The sequence below is a fragment of the Swaminathania salitolerans genome (assembly GCF_007988945.1).
GTDB classification, from domain to species: domain Bacteria; phylum Pseudomonadota; class Alphaproteobacteria; order Acetobacterales; family Acetobacteraceae; genus Swaminathania; species Swaminathania salitolerans.
Map to the genome: position 1 here is coordinate 305852 of NZ_BJVC01000001.1, position 25997 is coordinate 331848.

18 protein-coding genes are annotated in these 25997 nt (G+C 63.1%); 6 read left to right on the forward strand and 12 right to left on the reverse strand.

Features of this window, described 5'->3' with window-relative positions:
• Positions 1-8 precede the first annotated feature (8 nt).
• From SSA02_RS01305 to glgA, 9 genes are all read right to left on the reverse strand, one after another.
• A complete protein-coding gene (locus SSA02_RS01305) occupies positions 9-2186 on the reverse strand; it encodes a CocE/NonD family hydrolase (protein ID WP_246103546.1) in 2178 nt (725 codons plus the stop codon).
• Between the two features lie 100 nt (positions 2187-2286).
• Positions 2287-3375, reverse strand: coding sequence for a glycosyltransferase (locus SSA02_RS01310; protein ID WP_222591045.1), 1089 nt, complete (start codon positions 3373-3375; stop codon positions 2287-2289).
• Positions 3372-4322 (reverse strand): galactosyltransferase-related protein, encoded by a 951-nt coding sequence (locus SSA02_RS01315; RefSeq protein WP_147092124.1) that lies wholly within the window; start codon positions 4320-4322, stop codon positions 3372-3374. The genes SSA02_RS01310 and SSA02_RS01315 overlap by 4 nt, the downstream gene beginning before the upstream one ends.
• The gene (locus SSA02_RS01320) at positions 4319-5452 is read right to left on the reverse strand and encodes a glycosyltransferase family protein (protein WP_147092125.1); all 1134 of its coding nucleotides are present in this window, start codon (positions 5450-5452) and stop codon (positions 4319-4321) included. Before SSA02_RS01320 ends, SSA02_RS01315 begins: the two co-directional genes overlap by 4 nt.
• The gene (locus SSA02_RS01325) at positions 5449-6894 is read right to left on the reverse strand and encodes a glycosyltransferase (protein ID WP_147092126.1); all 1446 of its coding nucleotides are present in this window, start codon (positions 6892-6894) and stop codon (positions 5449-5451) included. Before SSA02_RS01325 ends, SSA02_RS01320 begins: the two co-directional genes overlap by 4 nt.
• Before the next feature lie 196 nt (positions 6895-7090).
• Entirely contained in the window at positions 7091-9691 is a 2601-nt protein-coding gene (gene treY / locus SSA02_RS01330) for a malto-oligosyltrehalose synthase (RefSeq protein ID WP_147092127.1), read from the reverse strand.
• A gap of 5 nt (positions 9692-9696) precedes the next feature.
• Entirely contained in the window at positions 9697-11448 is a 1752-nt protein-coding gene (gene treZ, locus SSA02_RS01335; RefSeq protein WP_147092128.1) for a malto-oligosyltrehalose trehalohydrolase, read from the reverse strand.
• Between the two features lie 136 nt (positions 11449-11584).
• The gene (glgB, locus tag SSA02_RS01340) at positions 11585-13753 is read right to left on the reverse strand and encodes a 1,4-alpha-glucan branching protein GlgB (RefSeq protein WP_186807661.1); all 2169 of its coding nucleotides are present in this window, start codon (positions 13751-13753) and stop codon (positions 11585-11587) included.
• A 225-nt stretch (positions 13754-13978) separates the two neighbouring features.
• Positions 13979-15649 carry a glycogen synthase GlgA gene (gene glgA / locus SSA02_RS01345; RefSeq protein ID WP_147092129.1) on the reverse strand — a complete coding sequence of 557 codons (1671 nt, stop codon included), beginning with the start codon at positions 15647-15649 and terminating at the stop codon, positions 13979-13981.
• A 198-nt stretch (positions 15650-15847) separates the two neighbouring features.
• On the opposite strand from glgA, the gene glgX reads away from it, so the two are divergent.
• Positions 15848-17998 (forward strand): glycogen debranching protein GlgX, encoded by a 2151-nt coding sequence (glgX, locus tag SSA02_RS01350; protein ID WP_147092130.1) that lies wholly within the window; start codon positions 15848-15850, stop codon positions 17996-17998.
• 134 nt (positions 17999-18132) lie between these two features.
• Here the strand turns inward: glgX and SSA02_RS01355 are convergent, their stop codons facing one another.
• Both SSA02_RS01355 and SSA02_RS01360 read right to left on the reverse strand, forming a co-directional pair.
• Positions 18133-19524 (reverse strand): NAD-dependent succinate-semialdehyde dehydrogenase, encoded by a 1392-nt coding sequence (locus tag SSA02_RS01355; RefSeq protein WP_147092131.1) that lies wholly within the window; start codon positions 19522-19524, stop codon positions 18133-18135.
• A 237-nt stretch (positions 19525-19761) separates the two neighbouring features.
• A complete protein-coding gene (locus tag SSA02_RS01360) occupies positions 19762-20211 on the reverse strand; it encodes an Lrp/AsnC family transcriptional regulator (protein ID WP_147092132.1) in 450 nt (149 codons plus the stop codon).
• A gap of 116 nt (positions 20212-20327) precedes the next feature.
• On the opposite strand from SSA02_RS01360, the gene SSA02_RS01365 reads away from it, so the two are divergent.
• Complete coding sequence (locus SSA02_RS01365; RefSeq protein WP_147092133.1) at positions 20328-21785, forward strand: aminotransferase class V-fold PLP-dependent enzyme; 1458 nt, start codon at positions 20328-20330, stop codon at positions 21783-21785.
• Between the two features lie 24 nt (positions 21786-21809).
• On the opposite strand, the gene crcB is transcribed toward SSA02_RS01365, so the two are convergent.
• On the reverse strand, positions 21810-22244 hold the full coding sequence (gene crcB, locus SSA02_RS01370) for a fluoride efflux transporter CrcB (protein ID WP_147092134.1): 435 nt from the start codon (positions 22242-22244) through the stop codon (positions 21810-21812).
• A 433-nt stretch (positions 22245-22677) separates the two neighbouring features.
• On the opposite strand from crcB, the gene SSA02_RS01380 reads away from it, so the two are divergent.
• The 4 genes from SSA02_RS01380 (at position 22678) to SSA02_RS01395 (ending at position 25959) form a co-directional block, all read left to right on the forward strand.
• On the forward strand, positions 22678-23715 hold the full coding sequence (locus SSA02_RS01380; RefSeq protein ID WP_147092623.1) for an NAD(P)-dependent alcohol dehydrogenase: 1038 nt from the start codon (positions 22678-22680) through the stop codon (positions 23713-23715).
• 76 nt (positions 23716-23791) lie between these two features.
• Positions 23792-24562: an SDR family NAD(P)-dependent oxidoreductase gene (locus tag SSA02_RS01385; protein WP_147092135.1), complete on the forward strand. Its 771-nt coding sequence runs from the start codon at positions 23792-23794 to the stop codon at positions 24560-24562.
• A 281-nt stretch (positions 24563-24843) separates the two neighbouring features.
• Positions 24844-25377 (forward strand): DUF1826 domain-containing protein, encoded by a 534-nt coding sequence (locus SSA02_RS01390; protein ID WP_186807620.1) that lies wholly within the window; start codon positions 24844-24846, stop codon positions 25375-25377.
• A 3-nt stretch (positions 25378-25380) separates the two neighbouring features.
• The gene (locus SSA02_RS01395) at positions 25381-25959 is read left to right on the forward strand and encodes a DUF1826 domain-containing protein (RefSeq protein ID WP_147092137.1); all 579 of its coding nucleotides are present in this window, start codon (positions 25381-25383) and stop codon (positions 25957-25959) included.
• The last annotated feature ends 38 nt before the right edge of the window (positions 25960-25997 follow it).

Sequence of the window (25997 nt, forward strand, 5' to 3'; positions counted from 1 at the left end):
CTGGCCGCTCAGAGTTCGGGCGCGTGATCGAGCGGCTCGCTGACGCTTGCATCCGGAAGCTCGGGCAGGATGACGGAAGAGGGATGCGCCTTGTCGTGCCAGATGATCTGCTCGGCCTTTCTGTACCCCTTCGCTGAGGCGAGCGGCGCGCCCGTATTCGGGTTCGGGGCGAACTGGGGATAGTCGCTGGACGAGATTTCCAGGCGGACCCGGTGCCCGGCCAGAAACAGGTTCGAGGTCGGCCAGACCTTGATCCGGTAGCGATAGACCTTCCCGGGCTCGACCGGTGTGGGATGCTCGAGCGAGTCCCGGTACGATGCGCGGATGATGCCGTTGTTCAGATTGATCGCGCTGCCATCGGGCGCGACATCGACGAGCTTTGCGGTGAAATCCGTGTCCGGGGCGTCGGTGCTCGCATAGAGATCGACCGTGATCGGTCCGGTCACATTGAGCGGTCTCGCCAGAGCCTCGCTCGTGAATACCAGGATGTCGGGTCTCTGCTCGATCGGGGACTGGTCGAACTGTCCCTGCGGCCCGCTCGTCCAGGCGCAGCAGGAATGACCGCCAAGGCTCGGAACGGGATTGGCAGGATCGTAGATGAAACGATCCTTTGCAGCGCCGGTCGCGGGCGAGCGGGAGAGGGTCCCGTCTCCCATGGAGGAATTGGCACGACCCGCGCTGCCGAGATACCAGGTCGTATAGCGCGTGCCCCGGACGGGGAAACCGTCGGCGCTGTGCCAGCGATTTTCGCCCATGGTGAAATAATCGACCCTTGGGCCGTCGCGATAGCCGTTTTCCTGTCCCTTGAGCACATGGTCGAGAAACCGGATCGTGAGGATATTGACGGGGCTGTTTCCGACAGACCCGATCGCCTTGAGGCGCGGGCTGACGACAGAGTCAGGACGCCCCCAGCCGATATGCTCCCACGGGCCGATCACGAGGCGCTGGTTCCGGCGGGCCATGTCGCTGCCTCCGGCTACGCGCATCCCGTTGAAATTGTTGATCGCTCCCTGCAGGAACGAATCGTACCATCCGTCGAAGGCGAGAACGGGGATCTTGACCTTGTCGTAATGCGTCCGGATCTCGAAGGCTTCCCAGTACGCGTCCCGAACGGGATGGGCGAGGGTGTCGTAGAAATACGGAGCGACATCCGGATCGTCCGGATGAAGGGGAGGAAAGCGTCCATAGGGCGTAAAGCCCAGCCAGACCGAGGCATTCTTTCCGTCGGCGAAGAGCTGTTTCGACAGGGCGTCGTCTCCCCTGTTGGCAGCGGCAGAGGCGGCGATGGTCTCGAGCATCCAGGGTTCGATGAATGCGAGTCGGAATGCGCCGTCCTCGTAGCTCCACCCGTCGAAATAATCGTCGCCCGTGTTCGAGGGTACGATGGCCTTGAGGGAAGGGGGCGTCGCGGTGGCGGCAAGCCATTGCGTGGCACCGACATAGGACGATCCGTACATCGCCACCTGTCCGTCCGCCCCGGGAAGCCGCGCGGCCCATTCCACGGTGTCATAGCCGTCCAGCCGGTCATGGCGGTATTCGTAGAAGGTGCCGCCCGATTTTCCCTGACCCCTGATGTCCTGCACCACGACGATATAGCAATGCGAGGCGAACCAGGCGGGGCTCTGGTACCGGGACGGAGCGACCTGCGCGGCATCCTTGCCGTATTGCGTGCGCATCAGCAGGACCGGCACTTTCCTGTCGGTGCGGGGCGAATAGATATCGGCGCGCAAGACGGTACCGTCGCGCATCCGGGCGGGAACGTCCGTCTGTCGGGTTACCGCGCACGTCCCCTTGCCTGCATCGTCGGGCCAGGAGGATGCCCGGGCATCGGGCGCCACAACCGCGAGGGCGAGACCGGATGTCCCGGCAAGGGCGGCAAGGAGGAATGCAGGGCGGGTCATGGGTGCCTCCAGTCGGATACGGACCGTGATCCGGTCGTGAGCGCGGCGATTGTCGTGACGACGCTGCCGGAAAACGCTGCCGGAAACCGCGCATGACGCGCGCCTCCCGGTCGAAGCGAAGATGCAGGGCATGGGCAGCGCGCGACGGATGACTGCGCCCATGCCGGAAAAATGGTTTCTGATGAACATATCGGCGATATTGAGCCGAAGAGACGGGTATCGGGCAAAGCACGATTGCTTCATCCCGAAGAACGACACCTCTTTCCGATGACCGGTCGTGGCCATGCGATTCTTCTTCAGGCCGTCATGCTTCGTTCCGCTTCGCGCCGGTTTTCAGGGCTCTTCCTGCGTTGGCGCTGTCATGACGCGCTGCGACCTCGCGCGTTCATGCCCGGGCCGCGCGCGCGGCATGGCGTACGCGGTCATAGAGCGCCTCGCAGGAATCGATCATGCGATCATGCGTGAAACAGGCTTCGACCCGTTTGCGCGGCACGAGGCGATCGATGAGGAGGGCCTGTTGCATCGCCTTTGCCAGAGCGTCGACATCCCCCGGCGGGGCAAAGCGTCCGGCATCGTCTCCCACGATCTCGCGCGTGGCGCCCCGGTCGAAGGCGGCGACCGGTGTCCCCGAGGCCATGGCTTCCACGGCGACGAGACCGAAAGGCTCATCCCAGCAGGGGGTGAACAGCAACACGCCCGCCTCGCGCATCTCTTTCGCCAGAGCCGCACCCGGAACGACCCCGCCATAGGTGATCCTGTCCGAAAGAAACGGCGCGATCTCTTCGGAAAAATACGCTTCCTGCTCGAGATAGCCGAACATACGGAGCGGGATTCCGGCCTTTATGGCAGCCTGTACGGCAAGATGCGTCCCCTTGTTCGGCGTGATGCGTCCGCACCAGAGCCCATGCGTGCCTCCCCTCTCGGCAAAAGGCCAGAGGGCGGGATCGATCCCGTTATACAGGACCGCACTTTCCTGTGGCGGTCCCTCCGGCCACCAGCTCAGTGTCTGACGCAGGGAGGTGACGGTGATGCAATGGGTCGGGCAGAGGCTTTCGCGCACGAAATGATGCAAGGCATCGAAAGGAGGGACATGCAGGGACGTAACACAGGGATGAGCCTTCTCTCTTGCGCTCTGGAGCACGAAGCGATGCAGGGCATTGTTGTGCACCACATCGTAACGACCCGAGAAGATGCGATGGCGGGCGCTGCCGAAGGCCTTGTCCAGCACCGTGTAGAGCACGGGGTCGGCGCGAAAGTTCTCCCAGGGGTAATCGCGGTCGTAATGCACGGGCATCAGGGGGTCGATTTCAAAGCGCGTATCGCTGTCGCCCGCGGCGAACAGGGTCACGTCATGTCCCCGTTCCATCAGGCCCCGGGCGAGATGAAAGCTGTGCGCCTCCATCCCTCCCTTGAACGGCTCGGCAATCGGATGACGCGGATGCGCGACAAGGGCGATGCGTAGCCGGGAACTCATTCGGCGGCCTGAGGCAACGGCCCGGCATTCTCCCGGCGTGCCTCCAGCCGGCCTGCCTCCAGAATGCGAATGACCGACGCCGTGTTGGCGTAGGGCTGATGAGCCTGCTGCGATGTCAGTGCGAGATCATCGGCGTTCGGCGCGCGCAGGATCCTGATCCTGCGTTCGGGGCTGTTGTCGATCAGCCCCATGAGACTGAAGGCATGGAGCCAGTGCCCCATCGTCCGGTAGCCCCATTTGGCCTCGAAAATCTCCGCATTGCGCACGACAGAATGAAGATGGTGGACGGGGGGCATATGGTGCGGGTGGTACTGGTGATAGACCCTGGCGCCGTTCAGCCAGGCGAGACGCCCCCCGGCGAGGGTGAAGCCCTTGGCGTAATCGGTATCCTCACCGCCATATCCGGTAAACCGCTCGTCGAATCCTCCCGAGGCGAGAAACGTCTCGCGCCGGATGGCGAAGTTGAGCGACCAGAAACAGCGATAATCGTTGCAGGTTTCGATTCCCGAGGCGGGCGGCCCGCGCCTGTCGGAATGACGCACGCAAACCGCCTCGAAGCCATCATACTGCCAGTCGTCCCCGGCGGCGCCCTTGGGCAGATACATCACCTCCCCCATGAGCAGGCCGTCGAAGGAGAGAAGCGCCTCGCGATAATCGTCCAGCGCGTCGGGGCCGGGAATACAGTCGATATCGAGAAAGACGAGAAAATCGCCCCTGGCTTCCGCAGCCGCGCGATTGCGTGCGGTGGAAAGGGAGAGACCGACATCCCCGAGCACGATCTGTCGTATTGGAAAGGGCCCATCCGGCAGAGCGTCATAGGCCTCCGCCTGCATGACGACGACGATGAGTTCCACCGGCATGACGCTCTGGCGGCTTAGTCCGCGCACGAGATTGGCGAGATGGGCGGCGCGTCCGCGCGCCAGGGTCAGGACGGACAGGCTCGTCATCGCGAGGGGGTTCTTTCCTTGATGGGGAGGGAGTCGCGCCACAGACGGGCGATCAGCGCTTCGAGCCAGTCGGCGCAGGTCTCCGCCGGTCTGTCATCGATGGCAGCGCGCTGGCGCGCCGGGTCGTGGCGTGCATAGGTTTCGCCGAGCGCGCGGTCCCAGGCCTGGGCCGAGGCGGGAAGATGAGGCCTGCGCACGGCGAGACCCGCCGCGGCAAGGCATTCCGCCTTGCGGTGCTGTTCGTCGAAATAGCGCCATTCGGGAACGGCAAGCCACGGCTTTCCGGCAGCGAGAATCTGCTGGCACGTCGTGTTTCCGGTGCTCGCAATGATGCAGTCCGCGGCCGCGATGTAATCGGCAACGTTACCGACCCAGCCGCGATGATCGATATTGCCGGGCTCGGTGGCATGCCAGTCGCGCTCGACGGTGCCGATCGTAACCCATTGCGCCGCGCTGCGCTGTCGGGCGCCCACCGCCAGAGGCGCCTGGGCGAAGCCGCTGCCGCCGCCGCCGGACATGACGAGTATCATCTCGCGCCCTTCGGCCACGCCGATACGCCGACGCGCCACCTCGCGTTCCGGTATGGTGTCGCTGCGCCCGAGCCCCCCTGCGAAACAGGTTTTCGCCAGCATGGCATCGCTCCATTCCGGCTGGGCGAGTCTGGCGGAAAAGGGAGCCAGAAGCCCGACAGCGCCTTCATAGGCAAGACGATGGCCGTCATCGCTCCGGTCGCCATGCTGGAGAATTTTCACATGCGGAACGCTGCATATGCGGCAGAGCTGGGCGATCTCGGCCGAGACGTCGCAGATCATCAGAGCCGGATCGGCGTCGGAGAACCACCCTGCGATCATGCCCATGGCAAGGCGTATGCCGGGCCAGCCGAGAGGCGCGCAATGCAGGCTGCTCGGTGTCGGCTGATCCGCAAGTCCCGGCGCTTCATGGCCCGTTGGCTCGAAAAGCGAGGGAAGCACGGTCAGGGTAGCCTGGGGAGGAAGCACGGGGAAGAGCGTATCGCGCGCGCAGAAGATACGGACCGGGCGCGACTGGGGGAGCGCCCCGATCAGAGCGAGACAGCGTTCCGCATGGCCACGCCCCTGATGATGAACGAAATATCCGATCGGGCGCATCATGCGCCGATCTCCGCCCCGACGATGGCGGGCAGGCAGAGGCGGGACCCGGTCACATCGGAGGGCAGCGTGCCGGACGGCGGACGAGGCGCCGGATCGGAATACGATCGCATAGGCAGCGGATCGGTCGATGAGCGCGCTCCGGTAACGGTGCGGCCGGAGACAGGGGATCTGCTGCGATAGAAGGCGAGGCTCTCCGCGCCATAGCTCTGCCATCCGAAAAGACCGGCCCTCTCACGGGCCGCACGGGAAAACCCGTGCCACAGGCGGGGAGATGCGAGGATTTGCGAAAGCGCCTCGGTCAGTGCCGGAGCGTCGTCCGGGGAAACCGTGAGACCATGGCCGGTTCCGGCGAGAATATCGATGGGGCCGCCGCGGTCGGTCGCGATCACGGGCAGACCGACGGCCGCAGCCTCGAGCAGGGTCAGACCGAAAGGCTCATGCAAGGCCGGGTTGACGAACACCCCTTTGCTCCTTGCCGCGTAACGGTAGAGCCCGGCCACATCGGCATTGTCATGAGCCGGAGGCAGCGCCATGCAATCCTCCATCCCGTATGTCCGGCGCAGGTCGCACAACCCGGAGATGACACGAGCCTCCTCCGATCCCTCCCTGAGGCCGATATGCTGACCCGCCAGAATCACGAGATTGGCCCTCGCCCGAAGCTGGGGAGACCGGGCATAGCAACGGGCCAGATGGAGCAGGTTTTTCTTTTCGACCGGGCGGGCAATCGCAAGGATCAGCGGTTTTCCGGGTTTGGCGAGGAAGGGGGCGAGGAAGCGGGCGCCATGGGAGGCCGGGGCGGGGTCGAGCGTCGGCGCCCCGGGGGCGATCAGGCGCAGTCGCGTCGTGACATCGGGGCTGTCATAACGTGGAATCTGGCATTCGGCCTCGTCGCGTGTCGAGACGATGACGCCATCGGCGTGAGTGAGCGCATGGCGCTCCCGGGCGATGCGACGATAAAGCGCAGCATTCCGGGGGGCGCCGCAAAGAAGCTTGTCGAGACCGAATGCATGGGGCGTGTAGAAGACGGGAACCGGCACGACCGCACGGACCCCGAGGGCAAGCTGGGCTGCATCGGCGAAATGGGCATGGATCGCGTCGAACCGGCACGCCCGTTGCTTCATATAGGCGAGAAGACGACGGGTCAGATCGGGCACATCGAGGCAGGCTGCATCTTTCTCGCGATAGGGGTTGTTCCCGGGGCCGAGGCGGAGAATGGACAGCTTTGCGGTGACGGGTTCATGCATGGTGTCATGAATGCTGCCCAGAGCAGGGTCGTGGAACCTGCGGGTGAGTATCGTGACATGCTCGACCCCCGGCTGACATGCCTGGGCCCGGGCGGCTTCGAGTACATAGGCGATATGGCCACCCGTATCGGGTGTCAGTCCGTAGGAGACAGGTGGGGCGCGAAGACAGCCGCCCAAGGCAATATGAAGAATATGCACGTGCGACCTCTCCGATGAAAAGTCGTAACGTTTTCTTGAGTAGGCGGTTGCCTTTCGGACCGGATCCCTTCCGCGTATTTTTCGTTCGGTAACCCATAACGAAAAGAACGGCCACGAAACAAAAACTGCTGTAACGTGCCCTGCAAGCGCGCCGATCGGGCACCCAGGCTCGGTCGGTGCTTTCCGGCGCGCCGCGTCAGGGTTTCCTGACGAGGATATCGAGTGGAATGCGGCCGTCGAGATGAGACAGAGAGAGCCGGGTCCCCTCGTCGGTTGCTACCGGATGGAGCAGACTGCGCCATGCGCCGTCGCAGGGAAGCGCCGTGTCGTGCCAGCCTTCGTGCCGGGTGCGCAAGGCCTCGTCAGGCGCGAGGGCCATCATGAGACGCGGTGCGACGACGACGCAGGAGCGCCCTTCCAGATCTCGCCGGAAGGCGACGAGATGCGCTCCGAGCGGCCCTGACACCTCGATGGCTCTGTAATCGCCACGAGAGAAGAGGGCTGGATCGTCGGCCCTGAGGGCGAGCACGGTCTGTATGAGTGCCTGTTTGATGCGTCCGTTTTTCCAGTCGGCGCCGCTTTCGGCGAAGGACGATCCTGCGCGGAGCATGGACTCGCATGCCGCGTAATCGACAGGGCGACGGTTATCAGGATCGACGAGACTGAAATCCCAGTTCTCCCTGCCCTGATAGAGATCGGGAACGCCCGGGCTCGTGAACCGCAACAGGGTCTGGGAAAGGCCGTTCAGGGCGGCGGCCGCGCCGATCCGCTCCACATAACGGGCGATATCTTCCCCCATCGCTCCGGCGCAAAGGCCGCGTGCAAGAGCGAGACAGGCGGCCTCGTAGGTTTCGTCCGGATCCGCCCAGCTCGTTCTCAGGCCGGCTTCCCGCAGGGCTTTGGTCAGATAGGCATCCAGCCGGTCGGGGAGGGAGGCGCGATCCGCGGGCAGGAGCGGCCATGCCGAGACGAGCGTCTGGAGAATGAAATAGATATCGGCGGGAACGGGTCTCGCACCGAGACCCCCTCCGTTCGCCGGTGAGGCAGGATATTCCGTGCTCCCGGCGATCCAGCGTCGGGCCGTTTCCGGCCAGTCGGCAGCCGGTTCGCTGAGAACCGCAAGGCGTGCGCGTCCGTCTTCGCCCCGTTTGTGATCATGGGTCGCGGTCGTGAGCATCGCATCGGGGTGGCTCGCCAGACGCGCCCTGTTTTTCTCGTGAAAATGGCCGACCGACGCGGAAAACACCGCTGGATCGCAACCGACATCGTTACGGGAGAGCAGCCGCGCATAGCGATAGAAAGCCGTATCCTCCCCCGCCTTTGCGGTAAGCGGAGCGGTGAGATGTTCGAAACGCTCGAGTATGTCCTGCCGCTCCGCCGTATCGATGCGAGCATCGGCAAGATACTGACAGATCCGGTCGAGTACGCCGCGCAAAGCCGGCGACAGCAGCGGAGAGGCCGCGCGTCGTCCCCGGTCGATCGCCCGGAAATCGGCTCCTGAATCGCCGCCATCGGCGAAATAGCTGCGATAGACGGGAAAGACACGCAGGAGCGCGCCGAGCGCCGTCGCGCAGGCATGGGCGGTCAGGTCCTGTTCGCGCGGGAAAACGGAACAGATGCGTGCCGCAAGGGTATGAAACGCGTTGTAGAAGGCGGTCTCGAGCTTCTCCTCGCGTGCCCGGCGTTTCTCCGTTTCGAAACAATCGGGAGAAAGACCGGCCCAGAGTTCCGTGAGCGGCGTTTCGCCATCGGGATGGTGGAACAGGAGATCCACCTGATCGAGAAAATCATAGCCGGTCGTCCCCGTGACCGGCCATTCCAGAGGCAGGATCTCGTCACCCTCCAGGATTTTCTCGATGTAGAACGGTGCTTCCTGTCTCAGCCCTTCGGGGCGCTCGCGGGCGAGGGCGGTCAGACGCGCGCGAAGACGCGTGCAATATTCCGCGGGACGCGCAAGCCCGTCGACATGGTCCACCCTGATGCCGTCGATCAGGCCGTCGCGATAGAGATCGAAAACGAGTTTATGGGCATCCTCGAAGACGTCGCGCCGATCCATGCGCAGGGCAACGAGGGATGTGACATCGAAGAAACGCCGCCAGTTGACGAGATCTCCCGCCACGCGCCACCAGACCAGCCGGTAATGCTGCGCATCGAGCAGGGCGAGAAAGCGGGCGCGTCCCTTCTTGTCGGTTGTATCGTAATGCGCGCTCAGCGTCGCCGCGTCGGCCTCCTGGCCGAGTTGCGCGTCGATATCTGCCCGGCTCGCCTCGGAGAGCGGAAAGACATGATCGCCGTAGCGGAGTTCGAGCGCACCGGAATCCCGGTTGCGGATCAGCCTTATCGCATTTTCCTGCAGGAGATCGGCCAGCGGCGCACCGAGAAAGGGCAGGAGCACCTTGTCCTGCAGGCCCGGATCGTCAGGCGACCAGTCGATATCGAAATGCCGGGCGAAGGGGCTTTGCCTGCCCTTGCTCAGCACGTCCATCCACCAGCCATTGGCAGGCCCCACACCCATGTGATTGGGGACGATATCGAGAATGAGGCCCATGCCGTTCTCTCGCAGTGCCGCCACGAGGCGGCGCAGGCCATCCTCTCCGCCCCGGTCGGGATCGATGCGATGACAATCGACCGTATCGTAGCCATGCATCGACCCGGGCGTGGAGGCGAGAAGCGGCGAGGCATAGAGATGGGTGATGCCAAGCCTGCGGAAGTAGGGCAGGAGCGGCATTGTGTCGTCAAAGGTGAAATCGCGATGAAATTGCAGGCGCAGCGTCGCGCAGAGGGGAAGAGGGGTCATGCGGGTCACTCCAGTCCGGCGACGAGACTGCCGGGCGGCAGCTCTTCTACCGTCCGTCGCGCTGCAGAACTATAGAGCAGCATCGGGGGTTCCGAAATCCGGCAGGTATCCTTGTCGGAGAGATTGAGAGCGATGGAGAGGATCGCGCCGTCGTCGAGTTTCCACCGGGCAAGGACGGACCGGTCGCCGATCACCGAGGCGCCGAGGCTATGGGCGCCGGAAAGACGGGGCATCAGGAATCTCTTGCGCAACGCAAGCAGGGTATGCGTCCGCTCGAGCCAGATACGACCGTCTATCGCGTTTCTCTCCTCGCGATCGGGCCGGGAGGCATCGAATGTCGAAAGCGCGTTCGGATCGGGGATCGTCGCGCGTTTTTCCGGGTTCTTGAACGCTTCGAATGTCGCGAATTCCTTGCGTCTGCCCTCGCGCACTGCGTCGGCGAGCGCGTCATGGAAGTCGCAGAAAAAAAGGAACGGAGAGCGGCATCCCCATTCCTCTCCCATGAACAGCATGGGGATCATGGGGCTGAGCAGGAGGAGGGCATAGGCCGCATGAAGGGCCCCGGGATCTGCGAGGGTAATGAGACGCTCGCCGAACGCCCTGTTGCCCGTCTGGTCGTGGTTCTGGAGGAAAAGCACGAATTTCGAGGCTGGCAGATCGCCGCTCGGCATACCCCGTTTCCTGCCGGAATACGGGTTGATCTCCCCCTGATAGGCAAAGCCTTCCTGCAGGACCCGTGCGAGGATCCGGGTCGGGTTTTCCGAGAACATCCCGTAATAGCCTTCGCTCTCGCCCGTCAGGAGGACATGAAGCACATTATGGCCGTCATCGTTCCATTGGGCCGTGAACCCGTCCCGCAGCAATCCGGCGTCGTTGTTCTCGTTTTCAAGGATCAGATGCACGTGCCGCCCCGGTTCGACCACCGCCCGGGTGCGTTCGAGAAGCTTGCCGAACCAGGCGTGATCCTTAATGGCGGAGGCTGCATCGATCCGGACGCCATCGAAGCGGAATTCCATCAGCCAGTAGAGGACGTTGTCGATGAAGAAATCGGCCACCTGCGGATTGGAGAAGGCGATGCCGGTGCCCCAGCTCGAATTGTTCTCGCTGTCGAAGAAGGCCTCCGCGTAGACGGGGAGGAAATTGCCGTCCGGCCCGAAATGATTGTACACCACGTCCAGCAGGACCATCATGCCTTTCTCATGGGCTGTATCGATCAGGGCGCGCAGACTGTCCGGATCGCCATAGGCGCAGCTCGGCGCATAGGGCAGGACACCGTCATAACCCCAGTTCCGGGACCCGCCGAAACTGTTGATCGGCATGATCTCGATTGCGGTGATGCCGAGCGCCAGAAGCTCGTCCAGCCTGTTGGCAATGCCTTCGAACCCGCCGAGCACGCCTGCATGAAGCTCGTAGATCACCGCTTCGCACCACGGGCGTCCGAGCCAGCCTTCACTGCGCCATGCGTAGCGGGAGCCGTCCGTCACGACGCTCGGGCCGTGTACGCCTTCGGGCTGGTCGCGACTGGCAGGGTCGGGTACGGCGAGATCCGGGCGAACGCGATAGCGATAGCGTGCGCCTGTGGGGCAGGACGTCACACAGGTGAATACGCCTTCGGCATCGCGTTGCATGGCAAGGGGAGGCGCATCCTCCACCTCCAGTGCGACGGTCTCGCAGGACGGGGCCCATAGCGAGAACCGTGTGGTTCCGTCGCTCTGGGGCATGGTGCCGAACCGGGTCTGGAAGACATGGGAGCTCATGAGCGGTGCCTTTCCGGGGCCTGAAGACAAGAGGGCGTAAAGCCGGGATGCGTGAGGTGAGGAGGCGTGAAAGCAGGAGCGACAGGGCGGGTATGGGCGTGAGAAGAAGGACGATGCGCGCGGTCTGGTCGGCGCATCATCCGGCGTCGGGCGACAGGTAGAGAACTGCAAGCGGCGGGAGCGTCAGTACGAGGGAGTGGTCCATGCCATGCGCGCCTTCCTGCCATGTATGGAGGGCGTGTCCGCTGGACACGCCCGATCCGCCGAATGCGCGATCGTCCGTGTTCAGACGCTCATGCCACATGCCGCCCCAGGGAACGCCGATACGATAGTCGTGACGGACGACCGGCGTCATATTGGCCACGATGAGAACGGGTGCGGATTCCGGGGCCTGTCTGATCCAGGCGAAGACGGTATTTTCCGTGTCGTCCGCGATGACCCAGCGAAAGCCGTCATGATCGAAGTCGCGTCGATGAAGGGCAGGATGGGCGCGATAGAGCGCATTCAGCCGGCCTACAGTGTCATGCACCCCGCGACCGAGCGGGTCGTCGAGGCGGTGCCAGGCGAGTTCGCGGTCGTTGTCCCATTCCTCCCACTGGGCGAGCTCGCCGCCCATGAAGAGGAGCTTCTTGCCCGGATAGGCCCACATCAGCGCCAGATAAAGACGCAGATTGGCATGACGCTGCCAGTCATCGCCGGGCATGCGCGAAAGGAGAGACCCCTTGCCATGGACCACCTCGTCATGGGAGAGCGGCAGGATGAAGCGCTCGGTATAGGCATAGACCATGCCGAAGGTGATGTCGGACGCATGATGACGCCGCCAGAGCGGATCGTGCTGCATGTAGCGCAGCGTGTCGTGCATCCAGCCCATGTTCCACTTGAAACGGAATCCCAGCCCCCCGGTCTCGGGCGGACGGGTCACGCCCGGCCAGGCAGTCGATTCCTCCGCGATCAGAGCCGCATCCTGACAGTAATCGCGCAGGATGGCCGATAATTCCTGCAGGAAACTGACCGCCTCCAGATTCTCGCGCCCGCCATGGATATTGGGGCGCCATTCCCCCTCCTTGCGGCTGTAGTCGCGATAGAGCATGGAGGCGACCGCATCGACCCGCAGCGCGTCGATATGGAAGGTTCTCAGCCAGTAGAGTGCGCTGCCGGTCAGGAAATTCCTGACTTCCGTGCGGCCGAAATTATAGATCAGCGTATGCCAGTCCTGATGATATCCTTCTGTCGGGTCGGCATGTTCGTAGAGATGCGTGCCGTCGAACCGCGCCAGACCGTGAGGATCGGACGGAAAATGGGCAGGGACCCAGTCCATGATGACGCCGATACCCGCCTGATGACAGCGATCCACGAAGCGAGCGAACTCGGCGGGCGTTCCATGGCGGGAGGTCGGGGCATACATGCTGAGCGGCTGATACCCCCATGAGCCGGAATAGGGATATTCCGTCACCGGCATGAGCTCGATATGCGTAAACCCGAGCGCGACGACGTAAGGGATGAGCTCGTCGCCCAGACGGTTCCAGCTCGTATAGCCGGTCCCTCCGTTCTCCCGCCTCCATGAGGGGACGTGCAACTCGTAGATCGAGAGCGGCGCATCCGGGGCCTGGGCCGCACCGCGTCTGTCCATCCAGTCCGAATCCTGCCAGGCATGTTCGAGCGGAGGGGCGACGATCGAGGCGGTGGCCGGAGGAAGCTCGGCAAAGCGGGCATAAGGATCGGCCTTGGCGGGAAGGGTCGTCCCATCCATTGCCATGATCTCGAATTTGTAGCGTTCGCCCGAGCCGATACCGGGAACGAAGAGCTCCCATATACCGGCCCCGTGACGCAGGCGCATGGGATGACGGCGCCCGTCCCAGATGTTGAAATCCCCGATCACGGCAACCCTGTGGGCGTTGGGTGCCCAGACAGAGAACCGGACGCCCGACACGCCGTCCATCTCGCCCAGATGCGCGCCCATGATGCGATCGATGTCGCGATGATTCCCCTGGGTGAACAGATAGAGGTCGAGATCGCCGATCAACGTGCCGAAACTGTAGGGATCGTGCGTTTCCTGCCAGCCATCCGCCCAGAGGATACGCAGGCTGTACTGTTTCGACTGGAGGCTTATCGGAGCCTCGTAGATGCCGCGCGGGTCGATGCATTGCATCGCGCGTTCGAGCGGCGGCTTGCCCTTGCGCGGAACCACGAGCCGGACCTCCACGGCGTCGGGGTAGAAGACGCGGACAACGCATCCGCGGCCCGCCCGATGGCGCCCCAGAAAGGAAAAGGGATCGTGCATGCGCCCCTCCACGATCGCATCCATCGCGGCCCGGTCGGCCAGGGGGGCGGTCAGGGGGGCGGGCGAGGCGGTGGCTGTCTTCTCGTGTTTCATGTCGTGTGCCGTATTGGGCGCCCTGTCGGGCGCCGTGTCGGACATTGTATCGGGCGTCGTTTCGCGATCGCTCATGGCAGGGCAATTCCCGGGGAAGGCGGCAGGTCAGGGCAGAAAGAGGTCTTCCGGAGCCAGGATCGGCACCGGAAGGCGAGATCAGGCATGTGTGCCGAAACGCGGAAAATCCGTCCGTCCCAGCCCGGGGTTGCGCGGTCGGCTCTGGGGCATTCTCGCCGTCCGTGCGAGCGGAGAGGCGGGCGCAGTTCCCGAGCCCGTATCGCTCAGGCGCGGCGCCATTCCCTCATCGAAATCGCCCTTGCCAGCGCTGCGCCCTGCCATCCTGTAGAGCAGGCGCGCGTAATGTCCGGCTTTGCCATGCCATGAAACATCGTGCAGGGAGCCGTTGCGCTGCAGTCTCGCCCAGACCGATCTCTGCTGGAAAAGTCTCTGCGCCTGTCTTATCGCGCGATACAGCGCATCGCCCTCCGTCGGGGAAAAGAGGACGCCATTGGCGACTCCCTCCTCGATCGCGGCTGTATTGGCATGCACGATCGTATCCGTCAGACCGCCCACCCGTGCCGCAATCGGAACGGAGCCGTAACGCAGGGCGTGAAGCTGGGTGAGACCGCAGGGTTCGAAGCGCGAGGGGATGAGCGAGGCGTCGACCGCCGAATGAAGGCGATGACCGAGGGTCTCGTCATAGCGCAGATGGCAGACGAGATTGCGCGGATAGGCGAGCTGCAAGCCACGCAGGCGCTGCATGATATCGGCATCGCCGACGCCAACGACAGCGAGCTGGATGTTCGACTGGAACAGGCGCGGTGCGATATCGGCGAGGAGATCGACGCCTTTCTGTCGGGTCAGACGGCTGACGATGCCCAGAAGCATCGTATCGGCCGTCTGGGGCAGGCCGAATTCCGCCTGGAAGACGCGCTTGTTGGCGCGGCGTCCCGCGATGTCGCCGATCGGATAGGGAAAGATGACGGCCCGATCCGTCATCGGGTTCCAGTCCTGGATATCGATTCCGTTGAGAATGCCCGTGAGCACGGATGATCTGGCCTGTAGCAGCCCCTCCAGCCCCATCCCGTTTTCCGGAGTCTGGATCTCTTCCGCATAGGTCGGCGAGACGGTGATCAGACGATCCGCAAGCTGGAGGGCGGCCTTCATATAGCCGATTTTGCCGTAATACTCGACGCCCTCCATGGTGAAGGCGCGATCCGGCAGCCCGATGCGTGACAGGATCTCCCGCGGAAAGAGGCCCTGGAAGGCCATGTTGTGTATGACATGCGCGACAGGCGGCGCGGGCCTGTCCCCGGGATTGTCGTCGTAATGCAGATAGGCGGCCACGAGGCCTGCCTGCCAGTCATGGGTCATCACCGCATCGGGACGCCAGCCGGCGGTGCTTCCCCGGGCGAGACATCCCTGGGCTATGCAGGCCGCAACCCGCGAGAGAACGGCGAAGCGCATGTCGTTATCGGGCCAGTCGCGTCCATCCGGGCCCAGATAGGGGCCGCCCGCGCGTTCGTACAATTCCGGGACCTCTATGGCATAGAGGTGATGACCCTGGGCGATGCCTTCCCAGAGCGTGACCCTGTAGCCGAGCATATCCTCGAACACATGGGCTTCGGTGCGGTCGGTCATGGCAGAGAGGACAGCCGGATAACCGGGCAGGAGCGTGCGTGTCCGGACACCGTGATGACGCAGCGCATTAGGGAGGGAGGCCGCCACATCGCCCAGCCCTCCCGTCTTGACGAAGGGGAACATCTCTGCCGCTACGGAGAGCAGATGCAGATCGGTAGGGAGCATGACGATCTGTTCGGATGGCATGGGCTGCCTCACTTCCGGTGCGGGTCAGAGATTTCGGGAAGACGACTGTTTCCGGTTCCAAAACGCGCCGCCCCGGTCTTCGTTATGACCTCTCGGTAATGTTACCTCCATTTTCCGGCGCCTGGACGTTAGGCGAATGGCCGCCCCGGCTCGACCCATGACGATGATGGCGTAGCGGCTCGGAATGGAAAGAAATTCATGAGTAATACGTTCGGAAAACGCCTCAAAGAGGGAACGCCGACTGAGCGCGGCGCTGTCTATGACGGTAAAGGCGTCAATTTTGCAGTCTTCTCCGCCCATGCGACGGCGGTCGATATCTGTCTGTTCGATCAGGATGGCGAGCGCGAGATCGAACGGATCCGGCTGCCGGAATATACCGATCAGATCTTTCACGGCTGGATACCCGATATCCGTCCCGGACAGCTCTACGGCTACCGCGTTTCAGGACCCTACGAGCCGGATGCGGGACACAGGTTCAATGCCAACAAGCTGCTTCTCGACCCCTATGCGCGCGAGCATTTCGGGTCGATCGAATGGAATCCGGCGCTGTTCGGATATCAGATCGGCCATGCCGACAAGGATCTGAGTTTCGACGAGCACGACAGCGCGGCGTTCATGCCGAAATGCGTCATTACCGACCCCAAGGCCCAGAATCTCCGGCCGCTCAAAACGCGCTGGGCGGACACGGTCGTGTATGAGACCCATGTGCGCGGTTATACCCTCAATCACCCGCGGGTTCCGCATCGTCTCAGGGGGACCTATGCAGGACTCGGGAACCGTCATGTTCTCGAATATATCAAATCCCTCGGCGTGACGACGATCGAGCTTCTGCCCGTACAGAGTTTCGTTGCGGACGAATATCTCGTCGACAAGGGGCTGACGAATTACTGGGGATACAACACGATCGGGTTTTTCGCACCCGATACGCGTTATGCGGCAGATCAGGATGACGCGATCTCGGAGTTTCGCCGCATGGTCGCCGCCGCACACGAGGTCGGTCTCGAGGTGATCATGGACGTCGTCTATAATCACACCGCCGAAGGAAACGAGCTCGGTCCGACCCTCTCCTTCAAGGGGATCGACAACGCCTCCTATTATCGCCTCATGCCGGACAACAAGCGGTTCTATATCAACGATACCGGCACCGGAAACACGTTCAATCTCACCAAGACCTATCCCATACAGTTCGTGGTGGACAGTCTTCGCTACTGGGCGAACGAACTGGGGGTCGATGGATTCCGCTTCGATCTCGGCACCATCCTCGCCCGGGAGCAGGACGGGTTCGACAGCGAGGCGGGTTTCCTGCGCATCTGCCGGCAGGACCCGACCCTCGCTCACCTCAAACTCATTGCCGAACCCTGGGATATCGGACCCGGCGGATATCAGGTCGGTCATTTTCCTCCGGGCTGGGGGGAGTGGAACGACAAGTTCCGCGACACGGTTCGCGATTTCTGGCGGGGGGAAGCCAAGGCGGATGTGCTCGCGCCGAGGCTGCTGGGCAGTCCCGACATGTTCAATCACTCGGGAAGACAGGCCTGGGCCAGCGTCAATTTCGTGACCGCCCATGACGGTTTCACGCTCAGGGATTGCGTCTCGTACAACGAGAAGCATAACGAGGCGAATGGCGAGGACGGGCGCGACGGCTCGTCGGATAACCGGTCGTGCAATTACGGCGTCGAGGGGCCGACGGACGACGCGGATATCAATGCCATCCGCTGGCGTCAGTGTCGCAACATGCTGTCCACCCTGATTTTCTCGCAGGGGACGCCGATGATCCTCGCAGGGGATGAGTTCGGGCGGACCCAGAACGGGAACAACAACGCCTATTGCCAGAACAACGAGATTTCCTGGGTCGACTGGAAGATCGACGATGAGGGACGCAGTCTCACGCGCTTCACCCGGCGCCTGCTGTCGCTGCGCCGCCGATTCCCCATTCTCCGCCGGTCCCGTTTCCTGACCGAGGCCTATAATCCCGAGCTGGAGGTCAAGGAACTGACCTGGATCAGCGCGAATGGCGAGGAGATGCAGCAGGACGAATGGGGGCAGGCGCAATGCTTCGGCCTGATGCTCGACGGGCGTGCCCAGCCGAGCGGAATCAAGCGCAGAGGCGCCGATGCAACGCTTCTTCTGGTTCTGAACAGCTGGCATGACGTCGTGGAATTCGTCCTGCCGAAAGCCGAGGGGGAAGACTGGAAGCTGCTGCTTGATACCAATCGCCCCGATGACGGCGAGGCACTGGAGGAAGAGCATTTCACCCAGGGGCAGGTCTATACCGTGACCGGTCGTTCGGTCCTGCTGCTCGAGCTCGTTACCGACCGGTCGGACCCGTCCGCACCCGTCGCTGGCTGAGCCGCTTCGGACGCGTGACGACGCGCCCGTAAGACGGGCGCAGGTTCGCGGCGCCACCCCGGCCGCACAGGGCTGGGGGCGCGATCACGGCAGACCGATACCGTCGGCCGTGATCGCCAAGCCGCCCGGTACGGTCAGAACGGGGCGTCGATATCCACGACGTCAATCAGCTTGTGGTTGACGAATTCCTTGATCCCGAGCCCGATGAGTTCGCGACCATATCCCGAACGTCCGACCCCTCCGAAGGGGAGATCCGCCTTGACCATGGTCGGGTGATTCACGAATACCATGCCGGTGTGGATACGCTCGGCAACGCGAACCCCCCTGCGCGTATCTTTCGTGAACACGGAACCACCGAGACCGAAAGGTGAATCGTTCGCGACGCGAATGGCCTCCGCCTCGTCTTTCACGCGATAGAGCTGCGTGACGGGGCCGAAGAACTCCCAGTGACGCGCCTCGTTGCCGTCATGCAGATTCGTCATGAGCAGCGGCTGGAAGAAGGCCCCCTTCTCCGGCACCGGCGCGCCTATGGTTTCGACGACGGCACCATGCTTGCGCGCTTCCTCGACCTGTGCCCTCAGATCGTCGGCAGCCTTCTGCGAGGATAGCGGCGCGAGCGTCGTCGCCGGATCCATGGGATCGCCCGCCTTCAGCTTGGCCACTTCCGCCTTGTAGAGCGCGACGAAGCGGTCATGGACTGCGTCCACGACGATCAGACGTTTTGCGGAGACGCAGACCTGACCGGCATTCCAGTGGCGACCGAACGCAGCCCATTTTGCGGTTTTCTCGAGATCGGCATCCTCAAGCACGATGAAGGCATCTGCACCGCCCAGTTCCATCGTGGCCTTCTTGAGGGCCTTCCCCGCAATCCCGGCGACGATCGCCCCGGCCCCTTCGGACCCTGTCAGGGCAACGCCGCAGACGCGGGGGTCATTCAGGATCGTCTCCGTGTGGTGGCGCGCAGCATACAGGTTGAGAAATGCGCCTTCGGGCAGACCGGCTTCACGCATCAGCGTCTCGAAGATCGCCGCGCATTGCGGAACGTTCGAGGCATGTTTGAGCAGCACGGTGTTTCCGGCAGAGAGCTGGGGCGCGATGATCCGCGCGATCTGGTAATAGGGGAAGTTCCATGGCTCCACGGCAAAGACGATGCCCTGGGGCTGATGGACGAGTGTCGCCTCTCCTTCAGCCGGGTCCGCGACCGGCAGGGATTCGGGTTCGAGAAGGCGTTCGGCGTGCTCCGCGTAATATTCGAAGATTTCGGCGGAGAGGATCGTCTCGAGCCGGGCTTCCTCGAACAGTTTGCCCATTTCGAGGGTCAGGAGTTTCGCGTAGCGATCCCGCTCGTCACGCAATATCGCTCCGGCCTTCCGCATGACGGCCGCGCGTTCGGCAAAGGACGTATCGCGCCACGAAAGGAAGGCCTCATGGGCGTCGTCGATCGCCTGGAGAATCTCCTCGTCCGTCGCTTCGGGGAAGGTGCGAAGGGTTTCGCCCGTATAGGGGTTCGTCGTGGCGTAGGCCATGCGCGTCTCCTGGCAGCTTCATGCTGCGATATTCATGAAAAACAGGGAAAATCTATCGATTCCCGGTGAAATATTCAGGTAAATCTATAAGTTAACGCATGACGGTATCAGTCATGTTCAGAATGGAAAATTCAATTTATGATGAACTATAAATAACGGGAACTTTTCGATATCCCGATGCGCGCTCCGCCGGACCTGCATCGGCGTGTTCGGCGCATGGCCATGAAACCTTGCATTTCAGAGTGGAAGGTCGCGCTTGTCCGCTATCGCTTCCATGGAGAGACAGGAGGTGACGGTGTCGAGTTCGACCCTGCCGATCAGGGACTGGTAGATGGCGTCGAACGCATTCATGTCCCTGGCCACGATCTTGAGCATGTAGTCGTAATCCCCGGCGAGGCGATGGAAATCCACGATATTGGGCATGGAGAGCACGACCTCCCGGAAATGGGCCAGCCACTCCCTGGAATGATGGCGTGTGCGCACCATCACGAAAACGGTCAGGCCGAGGCCGATCGCTTCCGGATCGAGCCGGATGGTCTCGCCCAGAATAACGCCCTGCGTCTTCAGCGCATGAAGGCGACGCCAGCACGCATTCTGCGACAATCCCACCCGCTCGGCCAGATCGCGTTGGGACAGGGAGGAATCGTTCTGCAGGACGCGCAGGATGGCTTTGTCGATATGATCCATGAAACGGATATAAGCAGATCATATGACCCGAAAAAACTGACAAATACGCAGAAAAAGGCGAAGTTTCTCCACAAGCCCGGTTTTATCGTCTCCGCCACGAGAGAAGGAGACCCCCGATGTTCGATCCCGATACCTGCCTGAGCCAGTTTGCCGAGACCCTGCGAAACCAGGGCGGTGCCGAAGGATTGCGGGAAGGTATCGTGGGCGAGGGGGCGGTCGTGCCGGGGCCGTTCGGCGATCATCCCCTGATCTATGCCGATTACGTCGCCTCGGGCAGGGCCTTGCATCAGGTGGAGCGTTTCATGCTCGAGACCGTTCTGCCCTATTACGCCAACAGCCATACCCAGGCGTCGTTCTGCGGCCGTATGATGACGCGTTTGCGGGCATCCGCACGGGCGCATATCGCCCGGCTCTGCCATGCTCCGTCCGGATATAGCGTGGTCTTTACCGGCTCGGGCGCCACGAGCGGGATCAACCGTCTCGTCTCCCTTCTGGGGGTGAGCGACGAGGTCGCCCGGGGGCGGACGCCACTGGTCGTCATCGGGCCCTATGAGCATCATTCGAACATCCTGCCGTGGCGGGAAAGCGGCGCAGAGATGATCGAACTCCCCGAGGGGCCGGAGGGCGGGCCCGATCCGGATCGGCTCGAGGCGATCCTGCGCGGGATCGATCCTGCAAGACTGGTGATCGGCGCCTTCTCTGCAGCATCCAATGTCACCGGCATCGTGTCCGATGTCGACCGGATCACGCGGATCCTCAACGCTCACGGCGCGCGGTCGGTATGGGATTATGCCGGAGGCGGCCCGTATCTCGAAATCGACATGTGCGCGGATGGCGCGGCGCGCAAGGATGCGGTGGTGATCTCGCCGCATAAATTCCTTGGCGGGCCGGGCGCATCCGGCGTGATGATCGTGCGCAACGACGCCGTTGCCATCGAGCGTCCGAGCTTTCCCGGCGGCGGCACCGTGCGTTTCGTGTCGCCCTGGGGGCAGGATTATTCCCCGAATGTGAGCGATCGCGAGGAGGCAGGCACGCCGAACGTGACCGGCGATATCCGGGCGGCCCTCGCATTTCTGGTGAAGGAGGCAATCGGACAGGACTTCATGGACCGACGTCACGAGAGGCTGCGGCACATGGCGCTTGCGATCTGGCGCGACGTGCCGGAAATCGAGGTGCTCGGCGAGACCGAAGGGCGCAAGGCCCTGCCTGTTTTCTCGATGCGCATCCGGGACCGTCAGAGGGGAGGCTATATCCATCAGCAGCTTTTCACGCGGCTGCTTTCGGATTGCTACGGTATCCAGGCGCGTGGCGGATGCGCCTGTGCCGGCCCCTATGCGCACAGGCTCCTCTCGATCGACGAGGCGGGGTCGGCTCTGCTCCGCCGGGCGATCCTGTCCGGTCAGGAGATCGAGAAGCCAGGCTGGACACGTCTCAATTTCAGTGCCCTCATGGACGATGCCAAGGCCATGACGATCATCGATGCCGTCGCCCGTCTCGCACACCAGCCTTATCCGATGGCCGATATCTATCGCTGCGACGAACGTACGGCGCGGTTCGAGGCCGCTACGGCCTGAGCGCGCGGTTGGCCCCGCGACCGTTCAGGCGTCTTCCTCGGTTTCGGTCTGGGCGATCTGGAAGGCGCCGCCATTGAGTTTCGATGCCGTCATATGACCGAGCGAGACGGCGCCGAGACAGAGAAGCGCCGAAAGGACGATATTCAGCGCGGCGCGTCCCCAGGCTCCCGAGCGCAGAAGATCGAGACTCTGGAGGCTGAAGGACGAGAAGGTCGTATAGCCGCCGCAGAACCCCACCATGACGAAGAGGCGCATGTTTTCCGAGACGGGGAAGCGGCCATGGGCGAGGGTCAGCGTGCCGAAAAAACCGATGATGAAGGAACCCACGGCGTTGATGGGCAGGATCGTGCCCCATGGCATGATCCGGCTGTACGGCGCGGTCGCGACGGTGACGAGATAGCGTGACAATGTGCCGAGCGCGCCACCCAGCATGACGAAGAGACAGGTTGTGAAAGTCATCGTGTCGGTATGTTCCTCGTATAGCGACGCCTCGTATAGCTACGTCCCGGGTAGCGGTGCCCCGGGTAGCGGTGCCCCGGGTAGCGGTGCCCCGGGTAGCGGTGCCCCGGGTAGCGGTGCCCCGGGTAACGGCGCCCCGGGTAACGGCGCAAAGCCGGTGTCTTATCAGATTGCGCTCCCGGGTTGCATGACATTTCCGAAGGATAAGTCCAGTGGACGATCCGTCTCGTTGTGATCCGGGTGTCTCCCCGCTGGCTTCTGCGTGGAGGTGTCCGTATGGCGGGATGTTTCCCGGGGGCAGTGATTTCGTGCGGTCCGAAGCGACCGATCACCGGATGTTGTGATCGGTCGCTCTCCTCCTTTCCCGAAATTGGTTATATATAACATGACAGATGTTATTTATGACCATCTTCAGGATGGGGAGAAAACGACGATGGCCGAAGCGCTGGTTCTCGAGGAAAAGGGAGTCCTCCGTCTGCGCGACATCGCGCTCGAGGACAAGCTCGGTCCCAACGATGTAAGGGTCGCTATTCACACGGTCGGCATATGCGGCAGCGACGTCCATTATTACAAGCACGGGGCGATCGGACCTTTCATCGTGCGTGAACCCATGGTCCTCGGTCACGAGGCGTCGGGCACGATCGTCGAGATCGGCGATGCGGTGTGCACGCTAAAACCCGGCGATCGCGTCTGCATGGAGCCGGGCATCCCCGATCCGCTCTCCCGTGCTGCACGCCTCGGACAATATAACATCGATCCGGCTGTGCGCTTCTGGGCGACGCCGCCTGTTCATGGCTGTCTGACGGCCAGTGTCGTGCATCCCGCTGCCTATACGTTCCGTCTGCCCGATACGGTCAGCTTCGCCGAAGCAGCGATGGTCGAGCCTCTGGCCGTTGGTGTTCATGCCTGCGTCAAGGCCCGCCTGCAGCCGGGGGATGTCTGTCTGGTGACGGGGGCAGGGCCTATCGGCATCGTGACGGCGCTCTCGGCTCTGGCATCCGGCGCAAGCCAGGTCTTCATCAGCGATTTTTCCGCACCCAAGCTCGCGATTGCCGGGCAATACGACAGGATCACGCCTGTCGATCTGGCGAAAGAGAAACCCGCCGACGTGATCGCCGCGCGCTGCGGGAGCGGCTGGGGCGTGGATGTGACCTTCGAGGCGAGCGGCTTCGAGACGGCCTATGACGACGCGCTTGCCTGCACGCGCCCGGGCGGCCGGCTCGTTCTTGTCGGTATGCCGCCCCGCAAGGTCGCGTTCGATATCGTGGCCGCCCAGGCCAGGGAAATCAGTATCGAGACGGTCTTCCGCTACGCGCATGTCTATGACCGGGCGATCGCTCTGATTGCTTCGGGCAGTATCGACCTCAAGCCGCTGATTTCCGCCACTTTCCCGTTTCGTGAGGCGGTCGCCGCCTTCGAGCGGGCGGCGGAGGGACGGCCGGAGGATGTCAAGCTGCAGATAACGCTCTGAGCTGGACGATACGCCGCACGCGCCCGCCCGGAAGGCGCCGGGCCGACCTGCATATCCGGAACAAGGACAATTTCACATGACCGGTGTTCAAGATCGTTTTTCGCTTTCGGGCAGGATTGCCGTCGTGACAGGCGCCTCGCGCGGCCTCGGCGTGACCCTGTGCGACGTTCTGAGTGCTGCCGGTGCCGATATCGTCGCCGTGGCCCGTGACGAAGCGCTTCTCGAGGACGTCGCGCATACCGTGACCGCGCGGGGAAGACGCTGTGTCGCGGTTGCCGCCGATCTTCTCGACAGCGCGGCGGCAGAAATCGTGATGACGCGGGCGCGGGACGAGATCGGTATCCCCACGATCCTCGTCAACAATGCCGGGATGAGCATTCCGAAAACCCTCGCGGAGCAGAGCGTCGAGGAATGGGATGCCATTCTCGCCCTCAACCTCCGGACCCCATGGCTCATGGCGCGGGCCATGGCCCCGGGCATGATCGCGCAGGGTGGCGGCAAGATCGTGAATATCAGCTCCATGGCGAGCAAGGTCGCCCTGACGGAACACGGTGCGTATGTTGCCTCCAAGGCCGGGCTGAACGGGTTGACGAAGGTCATGACGGCCGAGTGGGGGCCGCACAACATCCAGGCGAATGCCGTCTGTCCCACCGTTGTCTGGACGCCCATGGGCGAGCGCGTATGGGGCGTGGGCGACAAGCTGGCCCGCTTTCTGGAGAAGATCCCCGCCGGTCGTGTCGCCACACCCGAGGAGGTGGCCGATCTTGTACTGTATCTCGCTTCTCCCGCCTCGGGGATGATCAACGGTCAGGAGATCTTCGTCGATGGGGGCTATACGGCGCTCTGAACCGGCGTCGCGAGCCGTCGCCGCGAACCGTCGCCCGGCAGCGCCTGAACCGGACCGAACCCGAACCCGGCGCTGCTATCGTAGCTTCCGGACGGTTATCGGATCGGTGCGCCTGGCTTTTCCGCGATGGGAGACAGGGATTGGAGCTGGCGGCTGCACTCGTTATGTTATAACATAACCTCATGTGCCCGACCCTTGCAATCCCTCCATGCCCGACCCGGCAGCGTATGCCCGGTTCCGTTCCTCTGGAGAGCGTCCGCCCTACGGCGGATGCCCTTTCGGTGTTCGGGTGTATGCTCGCTCCGGAGGTGAGGCGAGCCGCGCGCCTGTTTCTCGCCCGAAGATATGGATGTGTCTCCTATCGTGGCTCCCTTGCCGGAATCGAGCACGAGGTGACGCACGCGCTTTGCGGCGTCATGGCGCCTCTTGCACAGGATGTGATCGCCCTCGCGCGGCGCTACAATGCGATCACGGGCCATGAGATCCTGCGTGTGCGGCTCGAACGGGTCGTGTCGGATATGTGCTGTCGGTTCCATATCGATTGTCTGGATCTGCGCCTGCTGCGAACCTATGTCGGCCCGGGCGTCCAGTGGAGCGACGATGACGGCGCGACCGTTCGGCAGACACCGCGCGAGGCCGTCATCCTGCTGAAAGGAACCCATGACCCGCAATGGGCGGCAACCGGGAGAATCCTCCATCGCTCGCCGCCGCTTTCCACCAGCAACGGCGCTGTCCAGGGGCGTGTGCTGTTGACGATCGACGGGACCGATCCATGCCCGGACGGCATGTCGCGGGGGACGGTAGCGGAAGGATAGGGGATGTTTGCAATCGAAAGCTGGCCGGCCCCGGGAACTGCGCGAGGGCCGCGCGTGAGGGCGTCCGGACTGAACGGGGCAATCGCGGATCTGACACGGCTCGATCTCGACATGGTGGTCTGGGCGCGGCGCGTGCCGGCGCACTGGAGCGAAGCCATGCGTGACGCCCGGCTTCCCGATGATATCGTCGTCGGCACAGGGACGATCGCTCAGATGAAAGAGCGGATCGATGCGACGCATGACTCGTTATCGGGGCAGCCGCACTATCCCGGCTTCCTGCTCGAAGACGTGAAGCATACGATGGCGCTTCTCGCGGCACTAGCGGGCGCGAACAGGGTCACGATGCGCCTGTCGCGCTGTGCAACGGAGCATCGGCTTCGTTTGCGCGCCGGCATGACGGTTTTCTGCCTGTATGGCGAGGGCGCGGCGTACTGGAATTCGGGCGTCCCGTCCGGGGAGGCCAGCCTTACCGCTTTCGCGCCGTTCGGTCTGGCGTTCATGCCCGGTCAGGCTTCCGATCCTGTTGCGATCGCTCTGACGGCGCGCGCGCAGGCATGGTATCTGCTGATCGAGACGCACTGACCGCGAGAGGCCTCCCGGGTGAACTGATATCCCCGGGC